The organism is Paucisalibacillus globulus (assembly GCF_900184735.1).
Lineage (GTDB): Bacteria > Bacillota > Bacilli > Bacillales > Amphibacillaceae > Ornithinibacillus > Ornithinibacillus globulus_B.
On the sequence record NZ_LT855389.1, the window covers coordinates 101,315 to 126,514 of the forward strand.

The 25,200-nt window shown below is 36.6% G+C and carries 24 protein-coding genes; 8 read left to right on the forward strand and 16 right to left on the reverse strand.

What is annotated here, in order from left to right; genetic code table 11:
* Positions 1-35: 35 nt before the first annotated feature.
* From BN999_RS09100 to BN999_RS09115, 4 genes are all read right to left on the reverse strand, one after another.
* A complete protein-coding gene (locus tag BN999_RS09100; protein ID WP_096271071.1) occupies positions 36-869 on the reverse strand; it encodes an undecaprenyl-diphosphate phosphatase in 834 nt (277 codons plus the stop codon).
* 12 nt (positions 870-881) lie between these two features.
* On the reverse strand, positions 882-1,490 hold the full coding sequence (locus BN999_RS09105; RefSeq protein WP_096271072.1) for a DedA family protein: 609 nt from the start codon (positions 1,488-1,490) through the stop codon (positions 882-884).
* Between the two features lie 539 nt (positions 1,491-2,029).
* The gene (locus tag BN999_RS09110; protein WP_096271073.1) at positions 2,030-3,010 is read right to left on the reverse strand and encodes an LLM class flavin-dependent oxidoreductase; all 981 of its coding nucleotides are present in this window, start codon (positions 3,008-3,010) and stop codon (positions 2,030-2,032) included.
* Between the two features lie 20 nt (positions 3,011-3,030).
* Positions 3,031-3,606: a DUF1836 domain-containing protein gene (locus BN999_RS09115; RefSeq protein ID WP_096271074.1), complete on the reverse strand. Its 576-nt coding sequence runs from the start codon at positions 3,604-3,606 to the stop codon at positions 3,031-3,033.
* 127 nt (positions 3,607-3,733) lie between these two features.
* Between BN999_RS09115 and trhA the strand changes: the two genes are divergently transcribed.
* Positions 3,734-4,381 (forward strand): PAQR family membrane homeostasis protein TrhA, encoded by a 648-nt coding sequence (trhA, locus tag BN999_RS09120; RefSeq protein ID WP_096271075.1) that lies wholly within the window; start codon positions 3,734-3,736, stop codon positions 4,379-4,381.
* 279 nt (positions 4,382-4,660) lie between these two features.
* Here trhA and BN999_RS09125 read toward each other — a convergent pair whose 3' ends face one another.
* Both BN999_RS09125 and BN999_RS09130 read right to left on the reverse strand, forming a co-directional pair.
* Positions 4,661-4,930: a hypothetical protein gene (locus BN999_RS09125; protein ID WP_096271076.1), complete on the reverse strand. Its 270-nt coding sequence runs from the start codon at positions 4,928-4,930 to the stop codon at positions 4,661-4,663.
* Between the two features lie 9 nt (positions 4,931-4,939).
* On the reverse strand, positions 4,940-5,704 hold the full coding sequence (locus BN999_RS09130) for an AraC family transcriptional regulator (protein ID WP_096271077.1): 765 nt from the start codon (positions 5,702-5,704) through the stop codon (positions 4,940-4,942).
* A 135-nt stretch (positions 5,705-5,839) separates the two neighbouring features.
* Between BN999_RS09130 and BN999_RS09135 the strand changes: the two genes are divergently transcribed.
* From BN999_RS09135 to pgmB, 5 genes are all read left to right on the forward strand, one after another.
* A complete protein-coding gene (locus BN999_RS09135) occupies positions 5,840-7,117 on the forward strand; it encodes an extracellular solute-binding protein (protein ID WP_096271078.1) in 1,278 nt (425 codons plus the stop codon).
* A 79-nt stretch (positions 7,118-7,196) separates the two neighbouring features.
* On the forward strand, positions 7,197-8,414 hold the full coding sequence (locus tag BN999_RS09140; protein ID WP_096271079.1) for a carbohydrate ABC transporter permease: 1,218 nt from the start codon (positions 7,197-7,199) through the stop codon (positions 8,412-8,414).
* A 12-nt stretch (positions 8,415-8,426) separates the two neighbouring features.
* Positions 8,427-9,260: a carbohydrate ABC transporter permease gene (locus BN999_RS09145; protein ID WP_096271080.1), complete on the forward strand. Its 834-nt coding sequence runs from the start codon at positions 8,427-8,429 to the stop codon at positions 9,258-9,260.
* 48 nt (positions 9,261-9,308) lie between these two features.
* On the forward strand, positions 9,309-11,597 hold the full coding sequence (locus BN999_RS09150) for a glycoside hydrolase family 65 protein (protein ID WP_096271081.1): 2,289 nt from the start codon (positions 9,309-9,311) through the stop codon (positions 11,595-11,597).
* 14 nt (positions 11,598-11,611) lie between these two features.
* Positions 11,612-12,274, forward strand: coding sequence for a beta-phosphoglucomutase (gene pgmB, locus BN999_RS09155; RefSeq protein WP_096271082.1), 663 nt, complete (start codon positions 11,612-11,614; stop codon positions 12,272-12,274).
* 308 nt (positions 12,275-12,582) lie between these two features.
* Here pgmB and BN999_RS09160 read toward each other — a convergent pair whose 3' ends face one another.
* From BN999_RS09160 to BN999_RS09175, 4 genes are all read right to left on the reverse strand, one after another.
* Complete coding sequence (locus BN999_RS09160; protein WP_096271083.1) at positions 12,583-13,638, reverse strand: M42 family metallopeptidase; 1,056 nt, start codon at positions 13,636-13,638, stop codon at positions 12,583-12,585.
* An 85-nt stretch (positions 13,639-13,723) separates the two neighbouring features.
* A complete protein-coding gene (locus BN999_RS09165; protein WP_096271084.1) occupies positions 13,724-14,113 on the reverse strand; it encodes a rhodanese-like domain-containing protein in 390 nt (129 codons plus the stop codon).
* Positions 14,114-14,141: 28 nt separating this feature from the next.
* Positions 14,142-14,441, reverse strand: a complete 300-nt coding sequence (locus BN999_RS09170) for a rhodanese-like domain-containing protein (RefSeq protein WP_096271085.1) — start codon at positions 14,439-14,441, stop codon at positions 14,142-14,144.
* A gap of 82 nt (positions 14,442-14,523) precedes the next feature.
* Entirely contained in the window at positions 14,524-14,967 is a 444-nt protein-coding gene (locus BN999_RS09175; RefSeq protein WP_096271086.1) for an RrF2 family transcriptional regulator, read from the reverse strand.
* Between the two features lie 140 nt (positions 14,968-15,107).
* Between BN999_RS09175 and hmpA the strand changes: the two genes are divergently transcribed.
* Together hmpA and BN999_RS09185 are read left to right on the forward strand one after the other, a co-directional pair.
* The gene (hmpA, locus tag BN999_RS09180; protein ID WP_096271087.1) at positions 15,108-16,328 is read left to right on the forward strand and encodes an NO-inducible flavohemoprotein; all 1,221 of its coding nucleotides are present in this window, start codon (positions 15,108-15,110) and stop codon (positions 16,326-16,328) included.
* A gap of 176 nt (positions 16,329-16,504) precedes the next feature.
* Positions 16,505-17,245, forward strand: a complete 741-nt coding sequence (locus BN999_RS09185; protein WP_096271088.1) for a dihydropteridine reductase — start codon at positions 16,505-16,507, stop codon at positions 17,243-17,245.
* A gap of 601 nt (positions 17,246-17,846) precedes the next feature.
* Here BN999_RS09185 and BN999_RS09190 read toward each other — a convergent pair.
* The 6 genes from BN999_RS09190 to BN999_RS09215 form a co-directional block, all read right to left on the reverse strand.
* Complete coding sequence (locus BN999_RS09190) at positions 17,847-18,785, reverse strand: hypothetical protein (protein WP_096271089.1); 939 nt, start codon at positions 18,783-18,785, stop codon at positions 17,847-17,849.
* Between the two features lie 87 nt (positions 18,786-18,872).
* Positions 18,873-20,168: a UDP-N-acetylglucosamine 1-carboxyvinyltransferase gene (murA, locus tag BN999_RS09195; RefSeq protein ID WP_096271090.1), complete on the reverse strand. Its 1,296-nt coding sequence runs from the start codon at positions 20,166-20,168 to the stop codon at positions 18,873-18,875.
* 14 nt (positions 20,169-20,182) lie between these two features.
* Complete coding sequence (locus BN999_RS09200) at positions 20,183-20,962, reverse strand: DeoR/GlpR family DNA-binding transcription regulator (protein WP_096271091.1); 780 nt, start codon at positions 20,960-20,962, stop codon at positions 20,183-20,185.
* Between the two features lie 182 nt (positions 20,963-21,144).
* Positions 21,145-23,388 carry a carboxypeptidase regulatory-like domain-containing protein gene (locus tag BN999_RS09205; protein WP_176481926.1) on the reverse strand — a complete coding sequence of 748 codons (2,244 nt, stop codon included), beginning with the start codon at positions 23,386-23,388 and terminating at the stop codon, positions 21,145-21,147.
* A gap of 1 nt (position 23,389) precedes the next feature.
* A complete protein-coding gene (locus BN999_RS09210) occupies positions 23,390-23,716 on the reverse strand; it encodes a hypothetical protein (protein ID WP_096271093.1) in 327 nt (108 codons plus the stop codon).
* Positions 23,676-24,254: an RNA polymerase sigma factor gene (locus BN999_RS09215; protein ID WP_096271094.1), complete on the reverse strand. Its 579-nt coding sequence runs from the start codon at positions 24,252-24,254 to the stop codon at positions 23,676-23,678. The genes BN999_RS09210 and BN999_RS09215 overlap by 41 nt, the downstream gene beginning before the upstream one ends.
* Positions 24,255-25,200: the final 946 nt, after the last annotated feature.

A 25,200-nucleotide genomic window follows, 5' to 3' on the forward strand; every position in this document is an offset into this window, starting at 1 on the left:
AAAATAGTGAGAGAAATTCCCTCACTATTTTTCACCTATAAGAAAAAAATTACAATAATTAACACTAACACAATGCGATATATTGCAAATGGAGTTAATTTAATTCGATCAATTAGTTTCAAGAAGAACTTTATCGAAATTAACGCAAAGATAAATGCACTAATAAAACCTAATATAAAGAATGGAATTGCATCAGCCTCAAAGTACTGCCAGTTTTTCAGTAGTGACAAGAAACTTGCCCCTGCCATTATCGGTACTGCCATAATGAATGTAAAGTCAGCAGCAGCTCTATGACTCATGCCCACTAAAACCCCACCAGAGATGGTAGCACCAGATCTAGAGAATCCTGGCCATAGAGAGAAACATTGAATTAATCCAACACTTAGCGCTTGTTTGTAAGTAATTTGATCTACAGATTTTGCTGAAGGGTCTTTTGCAGCATAGCGATCAGCAATTATCATTAAGATCGCTCCCAATACTAATCCTATTAATACCGTTTCGGTTGAGAATAAGTATTCATCAATATAATCTTCAAATAACACACCAAATACTCCTGCTGGAATTAACCCAACTATCACTTGTGATAATTTTAAACGTTGTTTACTAACAACAGCATTTTTATTCAGAATTCGATTGAGTCCTAATAAATCGACAAATCTCTTCCAAAATACAACAACTACAGCCAGAATAGATCCCAATTGAATAACGATTTTAAACGTATTGGCAGGATATTTCCCTAAGGACTCTTCCGATTTCAGCCACATATCATCAACAAGAATCATATGTCCTGTTGAAGACACAGGAGCAAATTCTGTCAACCCTTCTACCAATCCTAGGATTATTGCCTTAATCATTTCAATAAATTCCATGTGTATTCCCCTTTATTTTCTAATCCTTTTTCTAACAAACATAATCACAAATATAACAATTGCAACCGCAATAACTGCATATGTGATATTAGAGTACATATCCATAAATCCTAAAATACTATCCCAATTTTCACCAAGTGTAACGCCAATCATAATAAGAATGATATTCCAAATCAACGTTCCAATTAATGTAAAAGTAAGAAAGAGGGTAAAGTTCATATTGGACATCCCAGCTGGAATAGAAATTAAACTTCTTATTAGCGGAATCATCCTACAAAATAGTACAGTCCAATAACCGTATTTGTCAAACCAGCTATCCGCCTTATGGATATCCTCTTTTTTTATTCGGATAATATGGCCCCATTTATCAACAATTTTCTCTAACCGCTCCACATCAATCAGTAAACCAATTCCATAAAGAATGATAGCCCCTAACACCGAACCACTAGTTGCGGTGATAATGACACCTGTGACGGTAAGTTCAGAATTCGTCGTCATAAATCCACTGAAAGGAAGAACAATCTCGGATGGTATTGGTGGGAAAACATTTTCAAGTGCCATCATAAAAAATATACCCAAATATCCAAATTGCTCCATAATATTTGTTACCCATTCATACATGTTATACCCTCACTTTAAAATCTAATCATGTTAAATATCTCTATAAACTTGTCCCTATAAATATAATCAGAGCCTTATAGAAATATGCCCACTTTACTATATCTAAAAAAGCATGTATTCGTCTATAGTATTAAAGTTAATATATTGTTGGAAGTAATTGGACAATTTTCCTTGGTTTTGCAATACACTATTCATCCAATACATTATAGAAAAAATAAAAGAGGCTGGGACATAACTAAAAGTATAAGTTGAAAACCTGAACGTAACGCCACATCAGCTCCGGAAATATACGGAGACTCCTGCGGGAGGATAGGCATCGGTGAGACCCCGGAAGAGCTTTAGCTCTGAGGAGGCTCACCAGCCGCCCGCGGAAAGCGTAGGGCATCGGTGAGACCCCGGAAGAGCTTTAGCTCTGAGGAGGCTCACCAGCCGCCCGCGGAAAGCGTAGTATATTTCCGGAGCGGGTCTATGCGCTTTTCATGTTCGTTCGGATTTTAATCAACTAAAACTCTTTTGTCCCAGCCTCTTTTTTAAAAAAACTATTCCATGATAACTTCTGCAAGTAATTCATAAGATTTTTGTCTCTCAGTATATGTAGGTGTATTTGTTAATATCATAAACTCATCCACCTGGTGTAATTGCTGTAACTCACTTAGTATCCTTTTTACTTCTGAAGGATTTCCGATAATCATTTTCTGTTTCGCATTTTCGAATTCATCAAGTTGTTCCTTCGTTAGAATACCTTCCATATAATCAGAAGAGTTACTATATTCCCCCCTACTCCTGCTCCATACAAAGCTTTTCAGTGCTATTTGTTCTGCTTGTTCTGATGTCTCTGCACAAATCACCTGGACTGCCATGATAATCTCTTTAGTCTTCTTCGGATATTTTTCATTTAAAATAGATTTATACTTAGAAAGGATAGGCTTTGCATCTACTTCACTCATAAAATGGCCAAATGCATAATTCATACCTTTCTCAGCTGCCAACACTGCACTTTTTTCACTGGTTCCTAGTAGCCAAGGTACTGGTAACACGTCTGGAACAGGGGAGGGTTTTATTGTTGAAAACATATGTCCAGTCTCAAAATCATCATTCAAGAAGTGAAGTAGTTCATCTAACAGTTCAGGCATCCTGCGTACATTCTCTAGAAAATTACCAGACAATGCAACCGATGACTCAGCCGACCCACCTGGCGATCTCCCAAGCCCAAGGTCTACCCTATTTGGATACATAGTAGCAAGTAAATTAAACGTTTCCGCTACCTTAAATGGTTTATAGTGAGGAAGTAAAATAGCACCTGCACCAATTCTAATATTTGTTGTTTGTGCTCCGATCAGTCCTAGCATTACTTCAGGAGCAGGGCATGCAAGACCATTCAGATCATGGTGCTCTGCGACCCAATACCGATGATACCCTAATTCATCACCAAGTTTAGCTAGACTTATCGTTTCAAATAACGCGTCTTGAGCAGTTTGTCCTAATGCTATTGGAACTTGATCTAATATACTTAGTTTCATTTTATTGTGCCTACCTTATTTTATTCTTCGGATTGATTTAAATTATCCACTAGTTTTTCAGCCAACCTTCGATAGAAGTTACTCATGTTAATTAACGATGCGATTAATAAAAATTGCTCCAAATACTCGAAATCGTCATCTTCCAACAACGAAATCTCATTAGCAACCTCTTCCGTAGATTCTTCCACATCTACTAGAAACCGTTCAATCTGGTTATTAGATAGTTTTAAATAACTTTGATAGATCTTTTCAATATCAAAGTCTTCATCTACAATCTTTTGGTTTAACTTTTCCAATGTAACCTTTATATCATTAATTGAAAGTGCTCCTTTTAATTGATAGATCATGCTTATCAAAATGAGATGTTTCTTAGAGTATTTTTTATTCTCTATAGGAAAAAACAATTTTCCCTTCGCGTAATTATTAATCATTGTTTTCGTCAATACTTTATCCTTCTCATTTCGTTTGGATTGCTCGAGTTTATTTTCAAAAATCTGGATGACTTGATCCATGTATAAATCTAAGTCTGGTATTTCATCTACTATTAGATGATTATCCAAATGTAAACCTTCTAGTATTTCATCTATATTTTTCATTATCTAACCTCTATATGTTTTTAATCTATTATACGGTATTTCCGCTAAAAGTAAACCTTGACTAGATGATGTTATGGGTGTATTGTTATACATAGTTATTAAAACTACATGAGGGAGTGTTGTTAATTTGAGCACTTATATTAGAGAACCCATTAATGGTTTCACCCACCTTTTTGGTGCATTACTTTCCTTTATTGGACTATTAGCATTAGTCATTAAAGCATCGATGGATTACGGTTCGCCATTAGTTATCACAGCTGTCATTATTTTTGGGGTAAGTTTAATACTACTTTATTCAGCATCAGCAACGTATCATATGGTAATGGCCAAAGACCACGTGATCGCCTTTTTAAGAAAGATTGACCACTCCATGATTTTTGTCTTAATTGCCGGGACTTATACTCCCATTTGCTTAATTAGCCTTGGTGGGACTACAGGTTGGACACTCTTTTTTGTTATTAATGGACTAGCATTGCTTGGTGTATTATATAAACTAATCTGGTTTAAAGCTCCTCGTTGGTTATCCACAGCTCTTTATGTTATTTTGGGTTGGATTATTATATTTTTTAGTCCTGCCTTATTAAAGGTAATTTCATCAACAGGAATGGTTTTATTGCTTCTTGGTGGTATTTCCTATACAGTCGGGGCATTAATATACTGGTTGAAACCGAAGTTTTTAGAATTTAAGCATATGGGCTTTCATGAGATATTTCATATTTTTATTTTAGTAGGAAGTTTGTTCCATTTTCTTTGTGTTTATTATTTTGTTTTATAGTTGAAGGTAAGTCTACATTCACTGACAAAAGGTGAGTCTCGGATAAGATCACAAGGGCGAAGATACTATACTTGCCTTCTTAGCCTTTGTGCCCCTATCCTTACTAGAGTCTCACCTACACCTTCCTTACAGCAAAATCTCTTATTCTTCAATCAATGTCTGGTAAAAATCAACATCATCAAAGTATTTTGGAAAGTATACTGGAACATCATTGGTATGTACCATTTTAATTGGATTTCCATTATTTAACTTTTTAACAACTATATCGAATGAGTTATCCTAATTTAAATAGACATCAATAGATTGATGTTCACCTTCCAATAAATATCTACCGTCCTCTTTCTTTATAACATTCCCTTTATCAACTTCTCTATTATCAATATATTCTACAAAACTACTATCATCTTGTTGCACGGTAAGTTGTACAAAGTATCCATTTATATCCTCTTCACTCTGGTAAAATCCTTGCAAATTAGGCTGGGGGTGAAATACACATCCGCCCAATATTAATAGCACTACTAGAAACATGAGACTTAAGTTTTTCTTCATGTATTCCTCCTATTTAGAAAGACTTTTATTATTACTTCCAAGTTGTCGATACTTTTTAGGTGTTATTCCATTATATTTTCGGAACAATGCGGTGTAATAGCTCTGATCGTTGAAGGCAAATAGTAATGCGATGTCTAATAAGGATGAGTTGGTGTGTTCCAAGAAGTATTTTGATTCCTCTATTTTCTTCCTATTTATATATTCTATTAATGGAACTCCTACAACTTTTCTAAATAAACTAGATAAATAGTTAGGACTTACATTCGCTTCTTCTGCAACTTCTGCTAACGTTATAGGGTGCAAAATATGGTCATGAATATAATGGATTGCTTTATCCACCACATCATTTTGATAGGGATCTCTTCTGTAATCACTTACAGCTTTAATAAACGTAATAACCATTTCATATTCTAGCTTCTTTAATTCCTTTGAGGTATCTACCTTTTCAACTTCTCGTATATAAACATCACTCAAATCAAATGCATATTCAGGGGTTACCCCTGCTTTAATAATTGCCCTTGTAAACAAGGTACATGAACAAATTAGCGAATTCTTTAAAGAACGAACAGGATTGCTAGATAACCTGGCCCTTTCCAGATTATTAATTTTGTCAAGGACAATTTTAGCTTTTTCAACGTTAGCTTGTGTAATCCAGTGGAGCAGCTCCTGTTCTAACTGGTAAGAAGGATGCGCAAAGAAGGATTCTTCATTTTCTTGTCTTGTCATCAAAAATTGCTTAATCACATCTTGCTGAATGGTCAATAACGTTCTCATTTCCACTCTCCCCAACCTTAATTTATTTATAAAAATATTAAAAATTCAATATAATAATATCGTGTAAGCCTTTACAATACAATTAGGTTAGACAACATTTATTTTGGAATACACAAAATTTAGGGGGGACAAGAAATGAAATTATTTAAATCATTGTTCTTTGCGTTTATCGTCTTATCACTATTATTTTTAGCAGCATGTTCAGATGGAGATGATGCAAATAATTCAGATTCAAACTCAGATAACAATAGTAATGAGGATGTTGGTACAACAGATGAAAAAGTTACCATTAAGCTAGGTGCACAGAATGATAATACACCTGCGACCCAAGCGTTAATCGATGCATTTAACGAAAGTCAGGATAAATATGTAGTCGAGTGGGATCCATTAACAAATGACTCTGCTCAAATGCATGATCAACTATTAAACTCATTAAACAGTGGATCCAGTGAATACGATGTTCTTTCATTAGACGTTGTTTGGGCTGGTGAATTCGCTGGTGCTGGTTTCTTAGAACCAATCGATGTATTCATGAACGGAGCAGGGTTTAGTAAAGACCAATTTAATGCTGGTTCCATGGCTTCAGGTAATTATACCGGAAAGCAATATACATTACCTTTCTTCCCAGACTTAGGACTACTGTACTTCCGAAGTGACATTGTCAGTGAAGAAGATGCTGCTATTTTAGAGAGTGGCGATTACACATATGAAGATTTATATGCTATGGCTGAAAAATATACTGGTGAAGAAGGAACAAAATATGGATTTCTTTATCAATCTAAGCAATACGAAGGTCTAACCGTTAACGTTACAGAATTTACAAATGCTTACTCCGATGTAAAAGCTGGTTTAGAAATGATGTATAAATTTACGACAGCTGATTTTTCACCAAGTGACTTATTAAACTACACGGAAGCTGAATCTCATACGAATTTCGAGCAAGGAAATGCCATTTTCGAACGTAACTGGCCGTACCAATTTGGCCGTATTAAAGGACAAGAAGATGGGGTAACCGTATCATTAGAACAAGTTGGAATTGCACCACTGCCAAATGGTGGCTCTGTAGGCGGATGGCTACTAGGTATTAATAAGAACTCCGAAAACATTGAGGGTGCTTGGGAATTCATTGCCTTTGCATCTGGTGAAGAAGGACAAAAAATCATGGCAACTGAAGGTGGTTACCTACCTGGATTTAATGCATTACTGGAAGATGAAGAAGTTGTAGCTGGAAATGAGATGCTTTCTTATGAAGGTTTCAAGAACGCTCTAGCTAATACACTAGCTCGTCCAGTATCACCTGAATACAATGCTGTATCAGATACGATTCAAGTTGAGGCACATAAATATCTGAGCTCTGGTGAAGGACTTGATGAAGCAGCTTCTGCAATTGAAGAGGCAGCTGCGGCAGAATAATAGTTTTAACTATGGAACTCCTTATGACCAATCTTCATAAGGAGTTTCCACTTTATATACCTTCTGAGAGGTGAATACATTGAAACAGAAACTAGGATTTAGTGGTTGGCTCTATTTACTACCCACCTTAGTCCTCATTGGGATTTTTTCTTTATGGCCTGTTGTTCAGTCTGTTACCTATACATTATTTGATTATAAGCTGAATGACCAACAAAAGGCTGGTCTCTATTTGAATGAACGATTTAATACCGATTTATTTAATGAAACGGCATTATATATTAATCTATTTTTGTCCGAAGATGTGGCTAATATTACTGAAAATGAAGATAGGTTAAAGGTCGAAGAAAACTTACAACAAGTTGAGACAGTCGCTAATTCTTATACGGATTCAACAGGGGTTATCGTTATTTCAAAAGAGGAACGTACAGATATAACTACCCTATATGAAAATACGAAAGAGTTAATTGAAGATTTAAATACGAAATATTCATTAACACACGCAGATAGTCTTCCATTACTAGTGGAGGATTTCAATAAAAGTATTATCCCTTCCAATTTTATTGGACTACAAGCATATAAAGATGCTCTAGGTGATAACCGGGTTCATACTGCCCTATGGAACACCATTCTATTTACTGTTGTATCGGTTGCAATCGAATTAGTTCTCGGTTTAGGTTTAGCCTTAATATTAAATAAAGCTATGTTCGGTCAAGGGTTAGTTCGGACAACATCCCTTATTCCGTGGGCAATTCCTACAGCGGTTGCTGCTTTAATGTGGAGTTATCTCTATGATGGAACAAGCGGGATTGTAGCCCACTTTTTTGAAAACCTAGGATTAATTAGCCAATCACAAGATTTATTACTGAGTCAGGGCGGCGCTATGGTGTCCACCATCCTAGCAGACGTATGGAAGACAACACCGTATATGGCATTGTTATTACTTGCTGGGCTTCAGAATATCCCAGGTTCATTATATGAAGCGGCATCCATAGACGGAGCTTCTAAGTTTAAAAGCTTTTTCACTATCACATTACCATTATTGAAGTCTTCTATTCTGGTTGCTTTACTATTTCGTACACTTGATGCATTTCGAGTTTTTGATTTGATCTTTGTATTAACTGGTGGCGGTCCAGGTGGAGCTACCGAAACAATGTCTATATATGCTTATAAAACCATGTTTGGACAGACAAACTTTGGTTATGGCTCTGTTGTCGTGATGATTATGTTTGTATGTGTCGCAATTATTGCGATTATCTTTGTTCGATTACTCGGTACGAATTTACTCGACCGCGATTAAGGAGGGAAGAAAATGAAACATTCTAAACGAAAATTACTAGTTATGTTTGGTATTGTAGTGACCGGTTATTTATTCATCATGGTTTTTCCTTTTTTATGGATTTTCATTACTTCCTTTAAAACAAGTGGTGAGATATTTGGTACCGGTGCATTTAATGTTATACCAGAAGACCCCACATTGAAAAACTATGCTGTCATTCTTTTTGAAAAAGGTATATTACGAGCAATAATTAACAGTTTTGTAGTTGCCATATCTACCACCATATATGTGATTGTTGTTGCATCACTCTGTGCCTATGCCATTTCTCGTTTTCATTTTAAAGGGAAGAGTATATTGCTAGGTTTAGTACTAGCGGTATCGATGTTCCCACAAATGATTATTACTGGTCCGGTTTACAACTTATTCTATGATTTGGGTTGGTTAAATAGCTACTTCGTTATTCTTCCATACTCTACCATTACCTTACCTATGGCGGTATGGATACTTGTTACACATTTTAATCAAATCCCATTAGCACTAGAGGAGTCTGCAAAAATTGATGGCGCAACCAGAATACAGACATTAACCAAGATAGTATTCCCACTTGCAGCGCCTGGTGTGTTCACTACAGCAATCATTACCTTTATTGCTGCATGGAATGAATTTCTATTAACCATAACCTTAAACACGGAATCAAATTTCCACACAGTTCCAGTTGCAATCTCATTCTTACGTGATCAATTCTCCATCCTTTGGGGAGAAGTTGCAGCCGCGACAACTATTGTAACCATACCAACACTGATCATTGTATTAATATTCCAAAAGCAGATTGTTTCAGGGCTAACATCTGGAGGCGTGAAGGAATAAAGTGAAACAAACATATATTATTTCTAGCAGAATAAGGAGTGAAACATCTTGTCTTGGAAGGTACAATCCAACGCAACAGATATTGATACATTATTACTAGAAGAAAGCTTATTCTTTAATGGCAACGGCTATATTGGCATCCGCGGAAATTTAGAAGAAGGTTTACCGAACGATGCTAAAACAATACGAGGTTCTTATATTAATGGATTCCATGATATTGTTGATATACCATACGGTGAAAAACTATACGCGTTTCCAGAAAACCAACAAAAACTATTAAATATTATGGATGCTCAAGGTATTGAAATATGGATTGGTGAAGATAATCAACGGGAAAAACTGTCACTTCATTCGGGTGAAGTTCTAGACTACACCAGAATACTCCACTTGGATAAAGGAATGACAGAGAGAATATTACATTGGAAATCAACTAAAGGCTATGAATTAAAAGTTAATTTTAAGCGGCTTGTATCCTTCCATACAAGGGAACTTTTTCATCAATTTATCACACTTACACCAGTCAGTATGAATATACCAATACAGATTATTTCTTCTGTAAATGGAGAAGTGAGAAACTTTGCAGACAAGGATGACCCCCGTGTATCAAGTGATGATGAAAACAGATTAACGATTACTAATCTATCCTGGACTCATGAAGGGAGTTTGGTGGAAGTTCAAACGAAAGCTTCCAAATTACGGGCAGCTGCTTTATCAACGGTGACTGTCTCCAGTAACTCCGTATCCTATCGATATGAAATGAACAAATTATCTGTACAAACCATTATGGATATGATTTTATCAGAAGAGATAACGCTAGATAAGAGAACGTTTATTGCTGATTCGACACGGTATGAAAATTTACAAGAGTCACTCTTCTCGATTAAGAATAGAACTGCCTTATTCTCCTTTAGTGAATTAATGAATTTACAACAAGACTATTTGACAACTTTTTGGGGAAAAACAGATGTAACCATCGATGGAGATGATAAAATCCAAGAGGCTATCCGTTTTAATTTATATCATTTGCTTCAATCCGCAGGACAGGATGGAAAAACTAGTATTGCGGCAAAAGGATTATCAGGTGAAGGGTATGAAGGTCATTATTTCTGGGACACAGAAATTTATTTACTTCCAATGTTCACTATGACCAACCCTGATCTCGCAAGGAAACTATTACAATATCGTTATTCCATACTAGACTCTGCTAGAGAGAGAGCTATTGAAATGGGTCATAAAAAAGGCGCACTTTATCCTTGGAGAACCATAACCGGGACGGAATGCTCCTCCTACTACCCAGCAGGAACAGCACAATATCACATTAGCGCAGATATTGCTTATAGCTATGTTCAATATTATCTAGCAACTAATGATAAAAGTTTTCTTAAGGAATTTGGTACAGAAGTTTTACTAGAGACAGCTAGACTTTGGATAGAAGTTGGTCATTTCTACAATGGTGAATTTCGAATTGATACGGTCACCGGGCCAGATGAATATACTGCAATCGTGAATAACAATTATTACACTAATGTAATGGCTAAATATAATTTACATTGGGCATGTAAAATTGCACGTCTAGTTCAAAATGAAGACCCAATGCATTGGAAAGCCTTAAAAAGTAAATTATCTCTAGAAGAATTTGAATTAGAGGAATTCCAATCAGCTGCAGATGCTATGTATTTACCAACGGATCGTACATTAAATATTAATCCACAGGATGATACTTTCTTACAAAAAGAAATTTGGGATTTTGAAGGAACTCCAGCGGAACATTATCCACTGCTTCTTCATTATCATCCGTTAACTATTTATCGATATCAAGTATGTAAACAAGCAGATACCGTTCTTGCCCACTTTTTAGTTGAAGATGAGCAACCAGAAGATATTATGAAAGATTCGTATAACTATTATGAAACTATTACGACTCACGACTCTTCCCTATCTTCTTGCGTCTTCAGTATGATGGGAGCAAGAGTAGGATACGTAGATAAAGCCTATGACTACTTTTTAGAAACGGCAAGATTAGATTTAGATAACATCCAAGGAAATACAAAAGATGGTCTTCACATGGCTAATATGGGTGGTACTTGGATGGCGATTGTAGCCGGATTTGCAGGACTTCGTTTAAAAGAAGATGGCTTATACTTCCGTCCACAGTTGCCGAAACAGTGGAAGGGATATACGTTTCACATACAGTACCAAGACCAATTATTACAAGTATCAAATCATTCGGACGGCTTTAAGGTGAAGCTATTATCTGGAGGCCAAGTGAACTTGCATATTTGGGATAAGAGATATATTATTTCTGCTGAAAATCCCCTTGTCATAACGAATAGATGATTGGAGTTTTTTAATTGATTCAAGCATTCATTTTCGACTTAGATGGTGTTATTACGGATACTGCTGACCTTCATTTTAGAGCATGGAAAAAATGCGCAGGTAAACTTGGGATTGACATTGATCTAACCTTTAATGAAAGACTAAAAGGTGTAGATCGAATTGGTTCACTAGAACGAATTCTGGAATTTGGCGGGAAATCAAATCATTATTCACTGGAAGAAAAACTAAAGATCGCTGAAGATAAAAATGACTATTATAAGAAATTAATCTTAGATGTAAACCCGAAAGACATTTTACCTGGAATCCATTCTTTATTAGTAGAGATAAAGCGTGGCGGTTATAAAATAGGGTTAGCATCTGCTAGTAAAAATGCTCCAACCATAATAAAATCACTAGAGATAGATGAATTCTTTGATGCTAAAGCAGACCCAAGTACTATTGCAAATAGCAAACCCGCACCCGACATATTCTTACAAGCCGCTTCAATTCTTGAAGTTGAACCAACCGAGTGTATCGGAATAGAAGATGCTTCTGCGGGGATCGAATCCATAAAAAAAGCAGGAATGTTCGCAGTCGGCGTCGGTGATCCGGAATACCTAAAAGAAGCAGATTATCTCGTTAATTCCACAGAAGAATTAACATTGGAAAATATGTTAAAGGCATGGAATTTAAAGTAATAGGCATAAAGAGGCTGGGACATAACTAAAAGTATAAGTTGAGAACCTGAACGAAACACCACATCAGCTCCGGAAATATACGGAGACTCCTACGGGAGGATAGGCATCGGTGAGACCCCGGAAGAGCTTTAGCTCTGAGGAGGCTCACCAGCCGCCCGTGGAAAGGTAGACACTGTGAGGTCTTTTCGAACAGATGTCGCCCCTGTGCTGACAGTAAAAGCGTAGTATATTTCCGGAGCGGGTCTATGCGCTTTTCATGTTCGTTCGGATTTTAATCAACTAAAACTCTTTTGTCCCAGCCTCTTTCCTTAATAAGATATCATATCAGATAGCACATAGTGATAAACCAATTTCTCCGTGTTGATTAAAGACTTTTCATGTGTACGTTCAAATGCATGGGAAGAATCAATTCCTGGACCAATCAACCCGTGAACGATATCATGGCCTGATTTAATAGCAGCCGAAGCATCAGAACCATAATAAGGGTAGATGTCTAACTTATACTCAATATCATTCTTTTCAGCAAGTTCTACTAATCTCTTACGTAAACCATAATGATATGGTCCACTTGCATCCTTCACGCAAATCGATACCGTGTACTCATCTGTTGATTGTCCGTCTCCCATAGCCCCCATATCCACAGCTAAGTATTCTACTGTTTCTGGAGTAATATTAGAGTTACCACCATACCCTATTTCTTCATTATTCGAAATTAGAAAATGGGTTGTATAGGGTAGTGTAACATTTTCCTCTTTTAAACATTTAATCAACTGCAGTAAAATCCCAACACTCGCCTTATCATCTAAATGACGTGATTTAATGAAGCCATTATCCGTTATCTGAACACGAGGATCAAAGGATACAAAGTCCCCAACCTCAATACCTAGAGCACGTATGTCTTCCGCATTATTTACCTCAGCATCAATACGCACTTCCATATTTTCCTGGTTTCTCTCTGCTTTTCCAGCGTCCTTATAGACATGAACAGATGTTTGTCTCATAAGAATGGTACCAGTATATACCTTCCCACTAGAGGTATGGATCTCACAATACTCTCCCTCAATGGAGTTATAACGGAAACCACCAATTAAATCTAAACGAAGACGGCCATTACTTTTTACTTCTTTCACCATGGCACCAAGTGTATCAACATGAGCTGTGAGCATGCGATGTTCATCATTATTCGTTCCTGGTAATGTTGCAATTAGTCCACCTTTACGATTACGCTTTGTTTCTACATTTAGTTTTTGCAAGTAATCCTCAGCAAATTGAATCACATTAGTTGTAAACCCTGTTGGACTAGGAATAGATACTAACTTTTTAATTAAGTCTATTGTTTCATGAACATTTGGATATGTAGACATATTAAAACTCCTTTCTAACCATTCATAATTCTATCTTAACGCTATTAATACAGAAATAACAGAAAAATAAAACGGCGAAGTGAAATCATTTCGCCGCTTTATTTTCGTCCATATTCCTATTCCAGGCACTCATTCCGCCCTTCACATTATAAATCTGTGTAAAACCTTTTCTTTTCAATACACGCGCCGCTTTTGAACTCCTAATTCCACTTTGGCAAATTACAACTATATCCTTCTGTTTATCTAATTCCGTAAGCCGCTGTGTCAGTTCATAGAGTGGAATATTCCGAAACGGCCTTTGGTGATTTCGTGTAAATTCTCCAGGTGTTCGAACATCAATAAATTGCAAATTTTTCTCTGTAAACATCGCCTTAGCTTCATATGTGGTAATATTTGTAATACCTTTAACCGGAATGAAGCGGGTAGCTATTAAAATGACGATACATGCTATCAGTAACCATTCATTGATTCCCATTCAATCTTCTACCCCTTTTCTAGCAATCTTAAAATTCTAGTTCATCTTCCCAAGAAAGCATACCGCCAACCATATTTGTTACATCATAGCCTTGGTCAATCAGAAACTCACATGCCATCATACTTCTTCCACCAGAGCGACAAACCATATAGTAGTGTTCGTTTTTATCAAGTTTATCTAAACTATCTGCAAGATCACCTAATCGAATGTGACGAGCTCCAGGAATTTTCCCCATTTCCACTTCCTCGTCCTCACGTACATCAATAATATTAAGCTTTTCGTCTTTATTTATCTTCTCTGCTAATTCAACTGCTGTTATCTCTTTCATGTCTGTTACCTCCATATAAATACTGATTCCATTATAAAGGAAATCTATTTAGAAAAAAACTTCTAAAATGGTATTGATGAACTTAATTATCTTTTATTCCCATTAACCCTAATAGTTCTTGTTCATTCTCTATCAAATCTTTTAACGTATATCCGTCTAACACCTGATAAAAAGCATGTAAAGCTCTATTCAGTGCGTGCTTTAATGTACAGCCTGGTGAAATGAGACAATGATTGGTTCCCCTATCAAAGCATTCTAATAAATTAAAATCACTTTCTAGTAATCTAATTAGCTTTCCAATATTAATTTCCCCAGGATCTTTAGCTAAACGAAAACCACCATTACGCCCTCTTATACTTTCTAACAGTTCAAGCTTGGCTAACTCATGAACTATCTTCCCAAGGTGATTGTGCGAAATATCATAGACATCTGCTATTTCCTTAATACTTGCCAGTTCATTATTATTTTTCAAACCTACGAATATTAACACTCGCAGGCTATAGTCGGTATATTTTTTAAGTTGCATTATTCTGTCCCCTTGTGTATTACTTCACAATATTGTAACATAAATCGCCTTTTAGCCGGTTGTTCACCTATCAAAATCTAGTATACAATAAACATGTATTCAAAATACATCTTTAAATTTTAAAAAGGGAGTGCATTATTTTGGCAACTTCAACAATAGGCTTAGACCAACATACAATCGATATTATTAAATCAACTGTACCTGTTTTAGAAGAGCATGGCACGAACATTACAAAACGATTCTATCAAATTATGTTTGAAAACTACCCCGAATTAAAAAACATCTTTAATCAAACAAATCAACGTAAAGGTGAACAACCAAAAGCACTTGCAAATGCAGTTTATGCTGCAGCTAAATACATCGATAACTTAGAAGCAATTTTACCTGTCGTAAAACAAATTGGTCAAAAACATAGAAGCTTAAATATTAAACCGGAGCATTATCCAATTGTAGGAGAAAATCTACTACTAGCAATTAAGGATGTTCTTGGTGAGGCTGCAACAGATGAAATCATGACGGCATGGGAAAAAGCATACGGAGTGATTGCAGATGCATTCATTTCCATTGAAAAAGAGATGTATGAGGAAGTGAAGAATTCTCCTGGTGGCTGGGTAGATTACCGTGACTTTAAAGTAATGAAAAAAGTAGTGGAAAGTGATGTTATCACTTCATTCTATTTAGAACCTGCCGATGGAAACCCATTCCCATTATTTAAAGCCGGACAATATATTACAGTAAAAATGGAGAGCGATCCTTACAATCATTTACGTCAATACAGCTTATCATGTGCTCCTGGTGAAGGATATTACCGTATTAGTGTAAAGCGTGAAGAGGCATTAGGAGATAATCCAGAGGGTGTCGTATCTAATTTCTTACACAATCAAGTTGAAGAAGGAAGTATCCTTCCAATCAGTGCACCTGGTGGTGACTTTGTATTAGATCAACAAGATACGAGACCACTAGTGTTAATGAGTGGTGGGGTTGGATTAACACCAATGATGAGTATGCTAGAAACAACCATTAAGGAAAATTCTGAGCGTGAGGTTATTTTCATTCATGCAGCGCAATCTAGTAATTTCCATGCAATGAAGGACCGTGTGAAAGAGATAGCTGAAAATAATCCACAAGTGAAACATTATACGGTTTACGACCGTCCAGTAGAAGGCGATGAATATGATAAAGAGGGTTATATAGATTATAATTGGTTGAGTTCGATTGTTCCTTCCAATGATGCAGCTTTCTACTTCTGTGGACCAAAAGGATTTATGCGTGCTACTTATCAAGTACTGAAACAATTGGAAGTAAAAGATTCAGATATTCATTATGAAATCTTTGGACCTGCTGAAGATATAACTAATTAATACTCCCTACATTGTATTGGTATAAGGTGAAACATGCCTTATACCAATTTTTCTTTTCTGAATCCAGACTACGGTAATATGAAACTAGAAATAATTACTCCTTACAATTGAGAATTATTATCACTTAGTGTATATTAGATAGTAAAGATTCTATAATTAAGTAGGGAGATAAACATATGAAAATATACTGGACTAAAATAAACAAGATTATTGAAGAAACCGCTGAGGTTAGGACGTATCTACTTGACTGTCCGGAAGGCTTTACATGGGAAGAAGGTTCTCACACACACTTCGCACTAGAAGGATTCAATGCCGGTGATAAACCAAACCGTGGCTTGATTCGTCATATGTCAATCTCTACTTTACCCCATGAAGAATCAATTGGTATTACAACACGTATCAGAGAGAAGTGTTCTGAGTTTAAATCGATTTTAAGTAAACTTGAAGTCGGTGATAAAGTAGCCATATTTAAAACCCATTCGAATGTACCGCTCAAACGAGAAAATAAAAATGTTTACCTGTTATCATCTGGTGTGGGACTGGCAACTTTCAGACCATTAGTACTGGATTATTTTGAGTGCGCTGATAACGTCAATCAAATACATTCCTTAAACATTGATTCATCACAAGATTTCTTATTTAATACTATCATCAAATCTGCACCAGAAAGAAAGTTCATAGCACAGTTCGTCGATAATCGTACAGACTACTATGAAGAAGTGAAATACCTTGCTGAAGACAAGGATGGAATCTTCTATATTGTTGGCAGTGACGAATTCTTAGTGCAGAACATGGAAGTACTACGTGATCAGGGAATTCAACCAGACCAAATCATGCTCGATAAACGTGAAAAAGGACGGAATGAGTTGGTATCGTCAGTATATCCGGAACAACATGACTTAGTAGAAACGAAATAGACGGTAAACTAGCAATTGTTGTGGCTAAAATCAAAATGCTATTTTCTATAAAAATGTTGTTTTTTTGAATAAGTTTAGTCTAACTAATAGTAAATAGTAACTGTGCGGCTAGTAGTTGTGGTTGGGAGTATCATACCCGCTACGGAAATACACTTCGCTAGTATAGAGTGAAAGAATAATTTAAACATCACTTATCTCAAAAACATAGTATTATTCCTTATAATAATTAGAAATAAATACTAGCGCAGGCAGAATACGGAGACTCCTGCGGGAATAGCACGTGTCCGAAGACCCCTAGAGAGGCGAACTTTCCTCGAGGAGGCTGAGGCCGGGCCCGCGGCAAGGTAGACACTGCGAAGGTTCTTTCGAGCAGATGTCGCCCCTGTGCTGGCAGTAAAAGCGGAGTATTCTGCCGGAGCGGTGTCGTACTGCTATACCCAACTAATTTGTGTTGTATTTAAACTAGTTACTTCACAGTCTCTAACAAAATAGCAATAAACGTACAAAAATAGCCAATCAAAATTAACATATAAAAGGATGATTAACTCTGAATAGCTAATCATCCTTTTTTCTTATGCAGAACCTTGTACGATTGCACTTTTTAAATGCTTTCAATTAACATTTGTCTCTCATGCTGAAGTTCAGATAATTTACTCTCTAGATTAGCAAGTTCCGCTTCTAATGTATTCAAGAGTTTCTCAACCTTTTCTAGTTGATCCCATACTTGGCCTTGAGAATTCTGAATTTTATCTAGTACCATCCAGTCGACAATGAACCCATCAAAGAAAAAGTCTGCAAATCTGAGTAGCTCCGAAACTTCCATATCTGCCTCAATCATATCTCCAATATCTAGTAACTCCTTCTGAAATTCTCTCATTCTCGTTTGAGCAATGTGAATATAGTTTGAAGCTTCGTCCATACTACTATGTTTCATAGCAGTAGTAAACATGCCACCGCCAAACATATCCCATGTCCCCCAACCCTCGGCGGATTCCAAGGAACTCTCTGCATTTTTAAGTGCATCTTTTGCGTATCTACCCGCAGTGACTGCCTCCCTTAACTCTTTAACATAGGCTAAAATATCTCCTTCTTGTTCACTAATGGAATATAAATTACTTGCATATGGAGAATTACTCTCTTTTATTAGTTGTTCCTTCTTGTTAAGGAGTTCCTTATATTCTAATTCACTTCGGTCTATCTCACTTAGCTTATTTCGCACTTCCATAATAGAGGTATTTATTTCCCCAATTGTCTTTTCGGCTTCCTCTAATTGAAGTTGAACAGCCATTACTTCACGTTTCTCCTTATCCAATTTTTCATACTTAGTTCCGGAAATAGTAGAAAAGATGTTTGTGATACTAAGACCTTCTAACTTTTTTACATCTCTTTTTTCATTGGTTAGTTGGTTGTTTAACTTCGTGATGGTTTGCTCCATTTCGGACCTTTCGTTTTGAAAGTCATTTAGCTGTAACTCCAATTTCTTTTTCCTATGTAACTCACCTTTTATTTGTACGATTTCTTCATTTAATTGTTTTAGCATGACAATTCCCCCTTGCTCTGTCTATCTATACATACGTAAAAAAGCGGACAAAGTTTCAAAAAAATGAAGAGCTATACTAGTAGCCCTTCATTTCGCATCATCTATAAGGTTGTCATTAATCCCATAAGTAAGTGTTTCTTTTTTAATTTTTACTCCAAGGGAATGGAATGCTGACACAACATCCTCATACCCTCTTTCAATATGTTCGACCCCAGTAATAAAGGTAGTACCTTCTGCTACCATACCAGCTAGAATTAACGAAATTCCTGCTCGGATATCGGATGTGGATACCACGGCACCCTCTAGAGGCGTTTTCCCTTTTACATAGGCAACTCCAGACCTAATTTTAATGTCCGCACCCATTTTTCTTAGCTCACTAACATGATTAAATCTGTTAGGATATATTTTCTCTGCAATAAAACTTTTACCAGATGCTTGGGTAAGCAATGTTGTCATAGGTTGTTGTATGTCCGTTGCAAATCCAGGATACATCGCAGTCCGTATTCGAGTTGCTTTTAGTTTCCCAGTTGAGTGGGCTGTAATTTGATCCTCATTTATTTCTATATCTAAACCAACTTCTCTTAACTTAGAGATACAGGATCCTAAATGTTCAGGAATAACGTTATTCACAGTAACACTTCCCCCAACTACTCCTGCTGCAATTAAAAATGAACCAGCAATTAATCGATCTGGTATTACTCGATGTGTACATCCATTTAAGGATTTAACACCAGAAATACGGATGGTATCTGTGCCAGCTCCATTAATTTTGGCACCCATTTCGTTTAAAAGAATGGCGGTGTCAATTACTTCCGGATCACGAGCAGCATTAAATAGTACAGTTTCGCCCTTTGCACGCGTTGCAGCTAACATAGCATTTATCGTTCCTCCAGAAGTGATAGTATCAAAATAGATACTGGCCCCTATAAGTTCCTTTGCTTCCACCACATAGTAATTTTTATAATAGGAAAATGTAGCACCCATTAATTCAAAAGCTTTTACATGTTGATCAATTGGCCTACTTACAAAGTCATCTCCACCAGGATAGCCAACTTTAACTTTGCCAAATTTTGAAAGTAAAGCACCTACAAAATAATAAGCAGTACGAAATGATGATGACTTTTTTGGATCAAACTCTGTGGAGTGTATTTTGCTTGGATCAATATGTACATCTCCTAGCAGGTCACGTTCAATCTTTAACCCTACATCTTTTCCCATTTGCTTAATTACCCGAAAGTCTGCAATATTTGGTATTCCTTTTAGTGTTACTTGTTCATCTGATAAACAAGCTGCAGCAAGTAATGCTAATGAACTATTTTTCGAACCTGGAATGGATATGTTACCGTTAATGTTCGGTGAATAATCTACACGTAAGGCTTTCAATATATTCACTCCTCTTATGCATTAGTAAAGACTATTTCCACATTTCTTTTTTCAATTTCTTGTATGACCTTTTCTGAAGCTGCTTGGTCTGTAATAATAACATCTATTCTCTCCATTGGTATGGAGCTAATAAACATCCTCTGACCAAGTTTTTCGTGGGGAGCTAAACAGATAGACTTACGTGAAAGCTCTGATACCCTCCTATGAAAAGCTGCTCCTTCTGGTGTTGCCGTACTTATTCCACTTGCTGTAATACCACCACCAGTTAGAAAAGCTATATCAAATGAAAATTGACTGACCATTTCAAGTGCAATCGTATCAATCATACTATTAGCTGAATTTGGTCTTAACTTTCCACCGATAAGATAGGAGGTGATATTATCTTTATTTCGGACAACATCTGCAATCTTCAAGGAATTGGTAACCAATGTAAACGGAATATCAGTAGGTAGGTGTTTTAACATTCCATATTGTATTCCCGCGCTACCAATGAATACGGTATCATGTTCATGAATATAGGAAGCAGCAATTTTAGAAATGCCATCTTGATGGGCAGCAGGTTGACTATATCTTTTTGATTCAGGCAATGGTAGAGTCCTTACTTTCGATTGAGGTTTTACAGAAACTGCACCACCATATGTCTTTTGAAGTTGTCCCTGTTTTTCCATAATAGTTAAATCTCTTCTAACAGAGTCAACTGATATATGGAATAAGTTGGACAGATTCTTCGCAATAACTCTACCTTCTTTTTGAAGTATTTCCATTATCTTTTGCCTACGCTCTTCAGCAAGCATCCCTTAAACTCCTCTACTATTTTTACTAATTCTATAGTATGATTTATTATTCCGTTTTGTCAACATTAACTTACATTTTTATTCATTTTCATTCCGTTTCATGCATGTTTAGGAGTGTGGATATTAGAAGTCGAGGAACCAATAAAAAATGCGCTATTCTATTACGGAATAGCGCAGCATGATTAACGAACCTCTCTGACTGCTTCTACTAATTTTTTCATGTTTGGTTTATTCGTGCTATTTAGCCAATTCTCAAGAGCCTCTTTATTATTAGTAAAATACATTTCTAGGACATTCTTTAATTCTTTTTCGTACTCAGTATGGCTTTTACTTTCTTCTAAAATGGAATTTACTAATACTAACCAATTTGGCACATCCATTTCGCCAGCGTAGGGTATATATGGGTAATCCCTAGCTATTTCTGCTACTTCGTCCTCTAGTCCGATTCGATATAATTCATTTGCAACCCATTGCCCAACAAAGCGATTGCTACCGTCCATATTCATTGCCTCTTTAAATTGCTTATTTGCCTCTTCATGTTTACCTTGTTTCATTAATGCACTTGCATAAATGGATTGATCATATGAATCAAGTTCCTCTTTCTTATCAAGATATGGATCAAACCATTTGTGAAAGTTAGCCCAATCGTACTGCTCATAATAGTGCATGGCCAACCGCCATGTTGTACTCTCAGATGGCGATTTTATTGCTAATTCCTCTAAATATGGGATTGTTTCCTCTTTTTCTGTAATTCGATAATCCTCTTCCTTAGCCCCAATTAAGCGAGTTATCATTCGTAAACTATGAATATCATCTGGATTTTCCACATAGTTTTCCTTGTATTCTTCTAATGCCTCATCTACTTTATAATCTAAAAGTAATCTGTCAGCATTAGTTAATTCCCGTTCTTTCAAATAAAAGAATGGTAAATTTCCAATTGTTTTATCATCTAAACGATATCCATTACTCTTCGTAATAAGTTCTCCATTCTCATCATAAGCGATGACATTCCAGTGAAAACGATTTTCGGGATTGGTATATGCTAATAAGGATAATGGGTCTACTCCATCCTCATCACTTATTATCCCTCCACCATTTAAGTTATAAATATCATCAATGGGGATATCGATCTTAGTATCCTTAATATCCGTAATGAATCCAGTACTAATCGAACCGCCTTCTATATCAAAGCCAAAGCCGATATCGTAAAAAGCTGCTCCTTCCACCGCTTCCCATTCGAAACGAACCGAATCATCCTTTATTACTTTCTCATTAACAGGTTCCTTAATCTCAATTAACTTCTGCAGCACAATGTCATAGGTAATATTTTCGCTGCCGTCTACCTTTATCCATTCGTCCAGAGAAATTGGCCAGTTCCAGCCACTAATTTGTTCAGAATAAAAACCTAATGTTATTTGATAATTATTTGGAACCACTCCACCAAACTCAAATCGCCCATCTTTGTCTGTTACTGCCTGAAACGTATCCTCTGGGCTAACACTACGGCTTGCATTCTTTTCATCTCGTAAAAACACCCCTACACCACTTAAAGGTGTTCCATCACTACGCACAACCTTACCAGAAACAGTTATTGGTTTAACTGCATTTTTATCTACACTTAACGACCTTTCCAGTGCTTTTAAACTTTGATAGTAAACACGGTTTTCTATCGTATCAACATGATCTCTCTCCGACTCTGGTATTTCTTTCATTTCTTTATCGAACTCTTCTTCATAATCCTGTATGGCATCTTTCACTTCTTCTAAAGCTAATTCACTATCCCCTTGATGAAGTATAATCTCCGCTCTCAACTGAGCAATTTGTGCTGTAATATCAGAATGTTCTTCTCCCAATGTACCTAGCAATTCTTCTATATACTGATTTGCCTCGTCATACTCTCCTTGATTCTTTGCAATACGAATTCGCTCAATTAGTAGTTCATCTCGAAGATAACTTTCCATTGGAGGAAATCGTTGTGAAGTCTCATATAGAACATCTTTTGCGTTATGGAAATCACCATCACTTTGATATATAAACGATAGAATTTTGGCAGCACGTTGTAGATACCAATCAACGGGACCATTTTTCACGTAATCCTCTAAATAAGGTATCTTTTCCTCTTGAGTAAAGCGGATCGGTTGTTCATCCATTGAGTGTCCTCCCATCGTAAATGAGGGACTAACATATATATCGTATTGACCAGATACCCCATCCTCAATCATATACGTCTGAATCAACTCCCATTTTTTGGTAGAAACTGGGGTTGTTGTTAATAATTCTAATATTTCTTGTTTTGCTTCCACCTTACCTGCATTAATCTTTTTTTCCGCTAAAAACAACTCGACGTGTGGGAATAATACATTAGTAAGTAATGGGATGAGAATCAGTATTCCAGCAACCATATATACAAGATGTTTTACTTTCATCCTAATTTTCATTTTTCAACAGCGCCCTTTCAAATTCATCCTTCCAATAATAATTACCTGCAACTTCAATCAGCTTTTTATTCTGGTCTTCGTTATCAAGTTGTTCTATTGGATATAGTTCCACGTAGCCTAAGGTCATAATTAACAGAACAAAGGCAGTACTAACAGGAATGAGAGGGATGGAAATTCCCTTATTCCAAAGTCTATGAAGTTTATCTTTCCAGGTTTGTCGTTTAATCTCATTCAGTACATTCTTCTGCCTTGAAAAGTGAATATGCTCCATCTCTTTATCTAGATGTCTTTTTAATTGCTTGTTCGCTTTCTTCAAGAAAATCCTCTCCCTTCACTAAAATATCCTTTAACTGAGCTCTGGCTCTTTTTAACCTTGACTTAATTGTGTTTTCCTTTTCTCCTGTTGATAGCGCAATTTCATTTATCTTCATTTCACTAAAGTAAAAAAGGGTTATTACCTCACGATATTTGTAATCCAATTTATGAATGGCATGACTAAGATTTTTGTTCCAAATCATTTCGAGTAATTCTTCTTCTGGGGAAATTGCAGACTCATCTTTCTCATCACGATCATGTTCGAAATGGAGTAAGATATTTTTCCAACTCCATCTCCTCATTCGTGACCTACAACAATTCATAACGATGGAGGTGAGCCAGCTTTTTAACTTTTCTGGGTCATCTAATTGTTTCATCTTCTCAAAAGCTATGATAAATGTATCTTGTACCGCTTCTTCTGCAGTTTGATAGTCTTTAAGCAGTAGAAATGCCGTGCGGACCAAATAATCACCATATTGGTCCATTAATTCTATCAGTGCACTTTCCTCTTTTTCTTTTATTCTATCAACGAGATGCAAGCCGGCTCTCCCCCTCTCTGATACTTAGATGCTTTCTATGTAAAATAAGTTGCAAAAAATATTAACTTTTAATAAAAACAGTTTATAACACCGTTGTTACTATTTGTTAGAAACTGTGCGGTACTTAAGATGCTTGTTATAGCATCATACCCGCTACGGAAATACACTCCGCTTTCCGCGGGCGGCTGGTGAGCCTCCTCGCGCTTACGCACTGCGGGGTCTCACCGAAGCCTATCCTCCCGCAGGAGTCTCCGTGTATTTCCTTCGCTAGTGTGGAGTGAAATAAATTCAATGCACTCAAAACCAATACAAAAATCATTTACTACTATAAATTAGAAAGCTTAAACTAGCGCAGGCAGAATACGGAGACTCCTACGGGAATAGCACGTGTCCGAAGACCCCGCAGAGGCGAACTTTCCTCGAGGAGGCTGAGGCCGTGCCCGTGGAAAGCGGAGTATTCTGCCGGAGCGGTATTATACCACTATCCTCTGCAATTAGTGAGGGAACTGAATGTAGTTACCGCACAGTTTCACACTATCTGTCAAAACAACAATCTGTTGGAGATCATAATAAATATATCACAGAGAAGACAACACAAATCTCCTCCAATAAAAAAGCACCTTTCTATATATAAGAAAAGTGCTAAATGGTTCCATTTATTCATAGAAACGTATGTTCTGTTATGATAAAATAAAATACAACAGACAAGCTTCACGTGAGGGGTTTTGGCGCACTTCATTTCATGGTCTCCCTTTGAAAGGGGGTGTTGCCCATGGATATGTTTGAAGTTTTAACACTGATGATTTCATTCAGTATGTTAATTGCTTTTGTCATGTCCAAACAAGATTAATCCCTCATGTGCTTTAGCTCGGCAGTGAGGATTATCTCCCTTGCGCCACCCCTCTTGTTGGGGCCAGTCTGTTGTAGCCGTTCCATGTACCAGCAT

Bases quoted from the DNA above. Each gene is read 5' to 3' on its own strand.
- BN999_RS09100 (WP_096271071.1), bottom strand. From the start codon at position 869: ATGGAATTTATTGAAATGATTAAGGCAATAATCCTAGGATTGGTAGAA.
- BN999_RS09105 (WP_096271072.1), bottom strand. From the start codon at position 1,490: ATGTATGAATGGGTAACAAATATTATGGAGCAATTTGGATATTTGGGT.
- BN999_RS09110 (WP_096271073.1), bottom strand. From the start codon at position 3,010: ATGAAACTAAGTATATTAGATCAAGTTCCAATAGCATTAGGACAAACT.
- BN999_RS09115 (WP_096271074.1), bottom strand. From the start codon at position 3,606: ATGAAAAATATAGATGAAATACTAGAAGGTTTACATTTGGATAATCAT.
- BN999_RS09125 (WP_096271076.1), bottom strand. From the start codon at position 4,930: ATGAAGAAAAACTTAAGTCTCATGTTTCTAGTAGTGCTATTAATATTG.
- BN999_RS09130 (WP_096271077.1), bottom strand. From the start codon at position 5,704: ATGAGAACGTTATTGACCATTCAGCAAGATGTGATTAAGCAATTTTTG.
- BN999_RS09135 (WP_096271078.1), top strand. From the start codon at position 5,840: ATGAAATTATTTAAATCATTGTTCTTTGCGTTTATCGTCTTATCACTA.
- BN999_RS09145 (WP_096271080.1), top strand. From the start codon at position 8,427: ATGAAACATTCTAAACGAAAATTACTAGTTATGTTTGGTATTGTAGTG.
- BN999_RS09160 (WP_096271083.1), bottom strand. From the start codon at position 13,638: ATGTCTACATATCCAAATGTTCATGAAACAATAGACTTAATTAAAAAG.
- BN999_RS09165 (WP_096271084.1), bottom strand. From the start codon at position 14,113: ATGGGAATCAATGAATGGTTACTGATAGCATGTATCGTCATTTTAATA.
- BN999_RS09170 (WP_096271085.1), bottom strand. From the start codon at position 14,441: ATGAAAGAGATAACAGCAGTTGAATTAGCAGAGAAGATAAATAAAGAC.
- BN999_RS09175 (WP_096271086.1), bottom strand. From the start codon at position 14,967: ATGCAACTTAAAAAATATACCGACTATAGCCTGCGAGTGTTAATATTC.
- BN999_RS09185 (WP_096271088.1), top strand. From the start codon at position 16,505: ATGAAAATATACTGGACTAAAATAAACAAGATTATTGAAGAAACCGCT.
- BN999_RS09190 (WP_096271089.1), bottom strand. From the start codon at position 18,785: ATGCTAAAACAATTAAATGAAGAAATCGTACAAATAAAAGGTGAGTTA.
- BN999_RS09200 (WP_096271091.1), bottom strand. From the start codon at position 20,962: ATGCTTGCTGAAGAGCGTAGGCAAAAGATAATGGAAATACTTCAAAAA.
- BN999_RS09205 (WP_176481926.1), bottom strand. From the start codon at position 23,388: ATGAAAGTAAAACATCTTGTATATATGGTTGCTGGAATACTGATTCTC.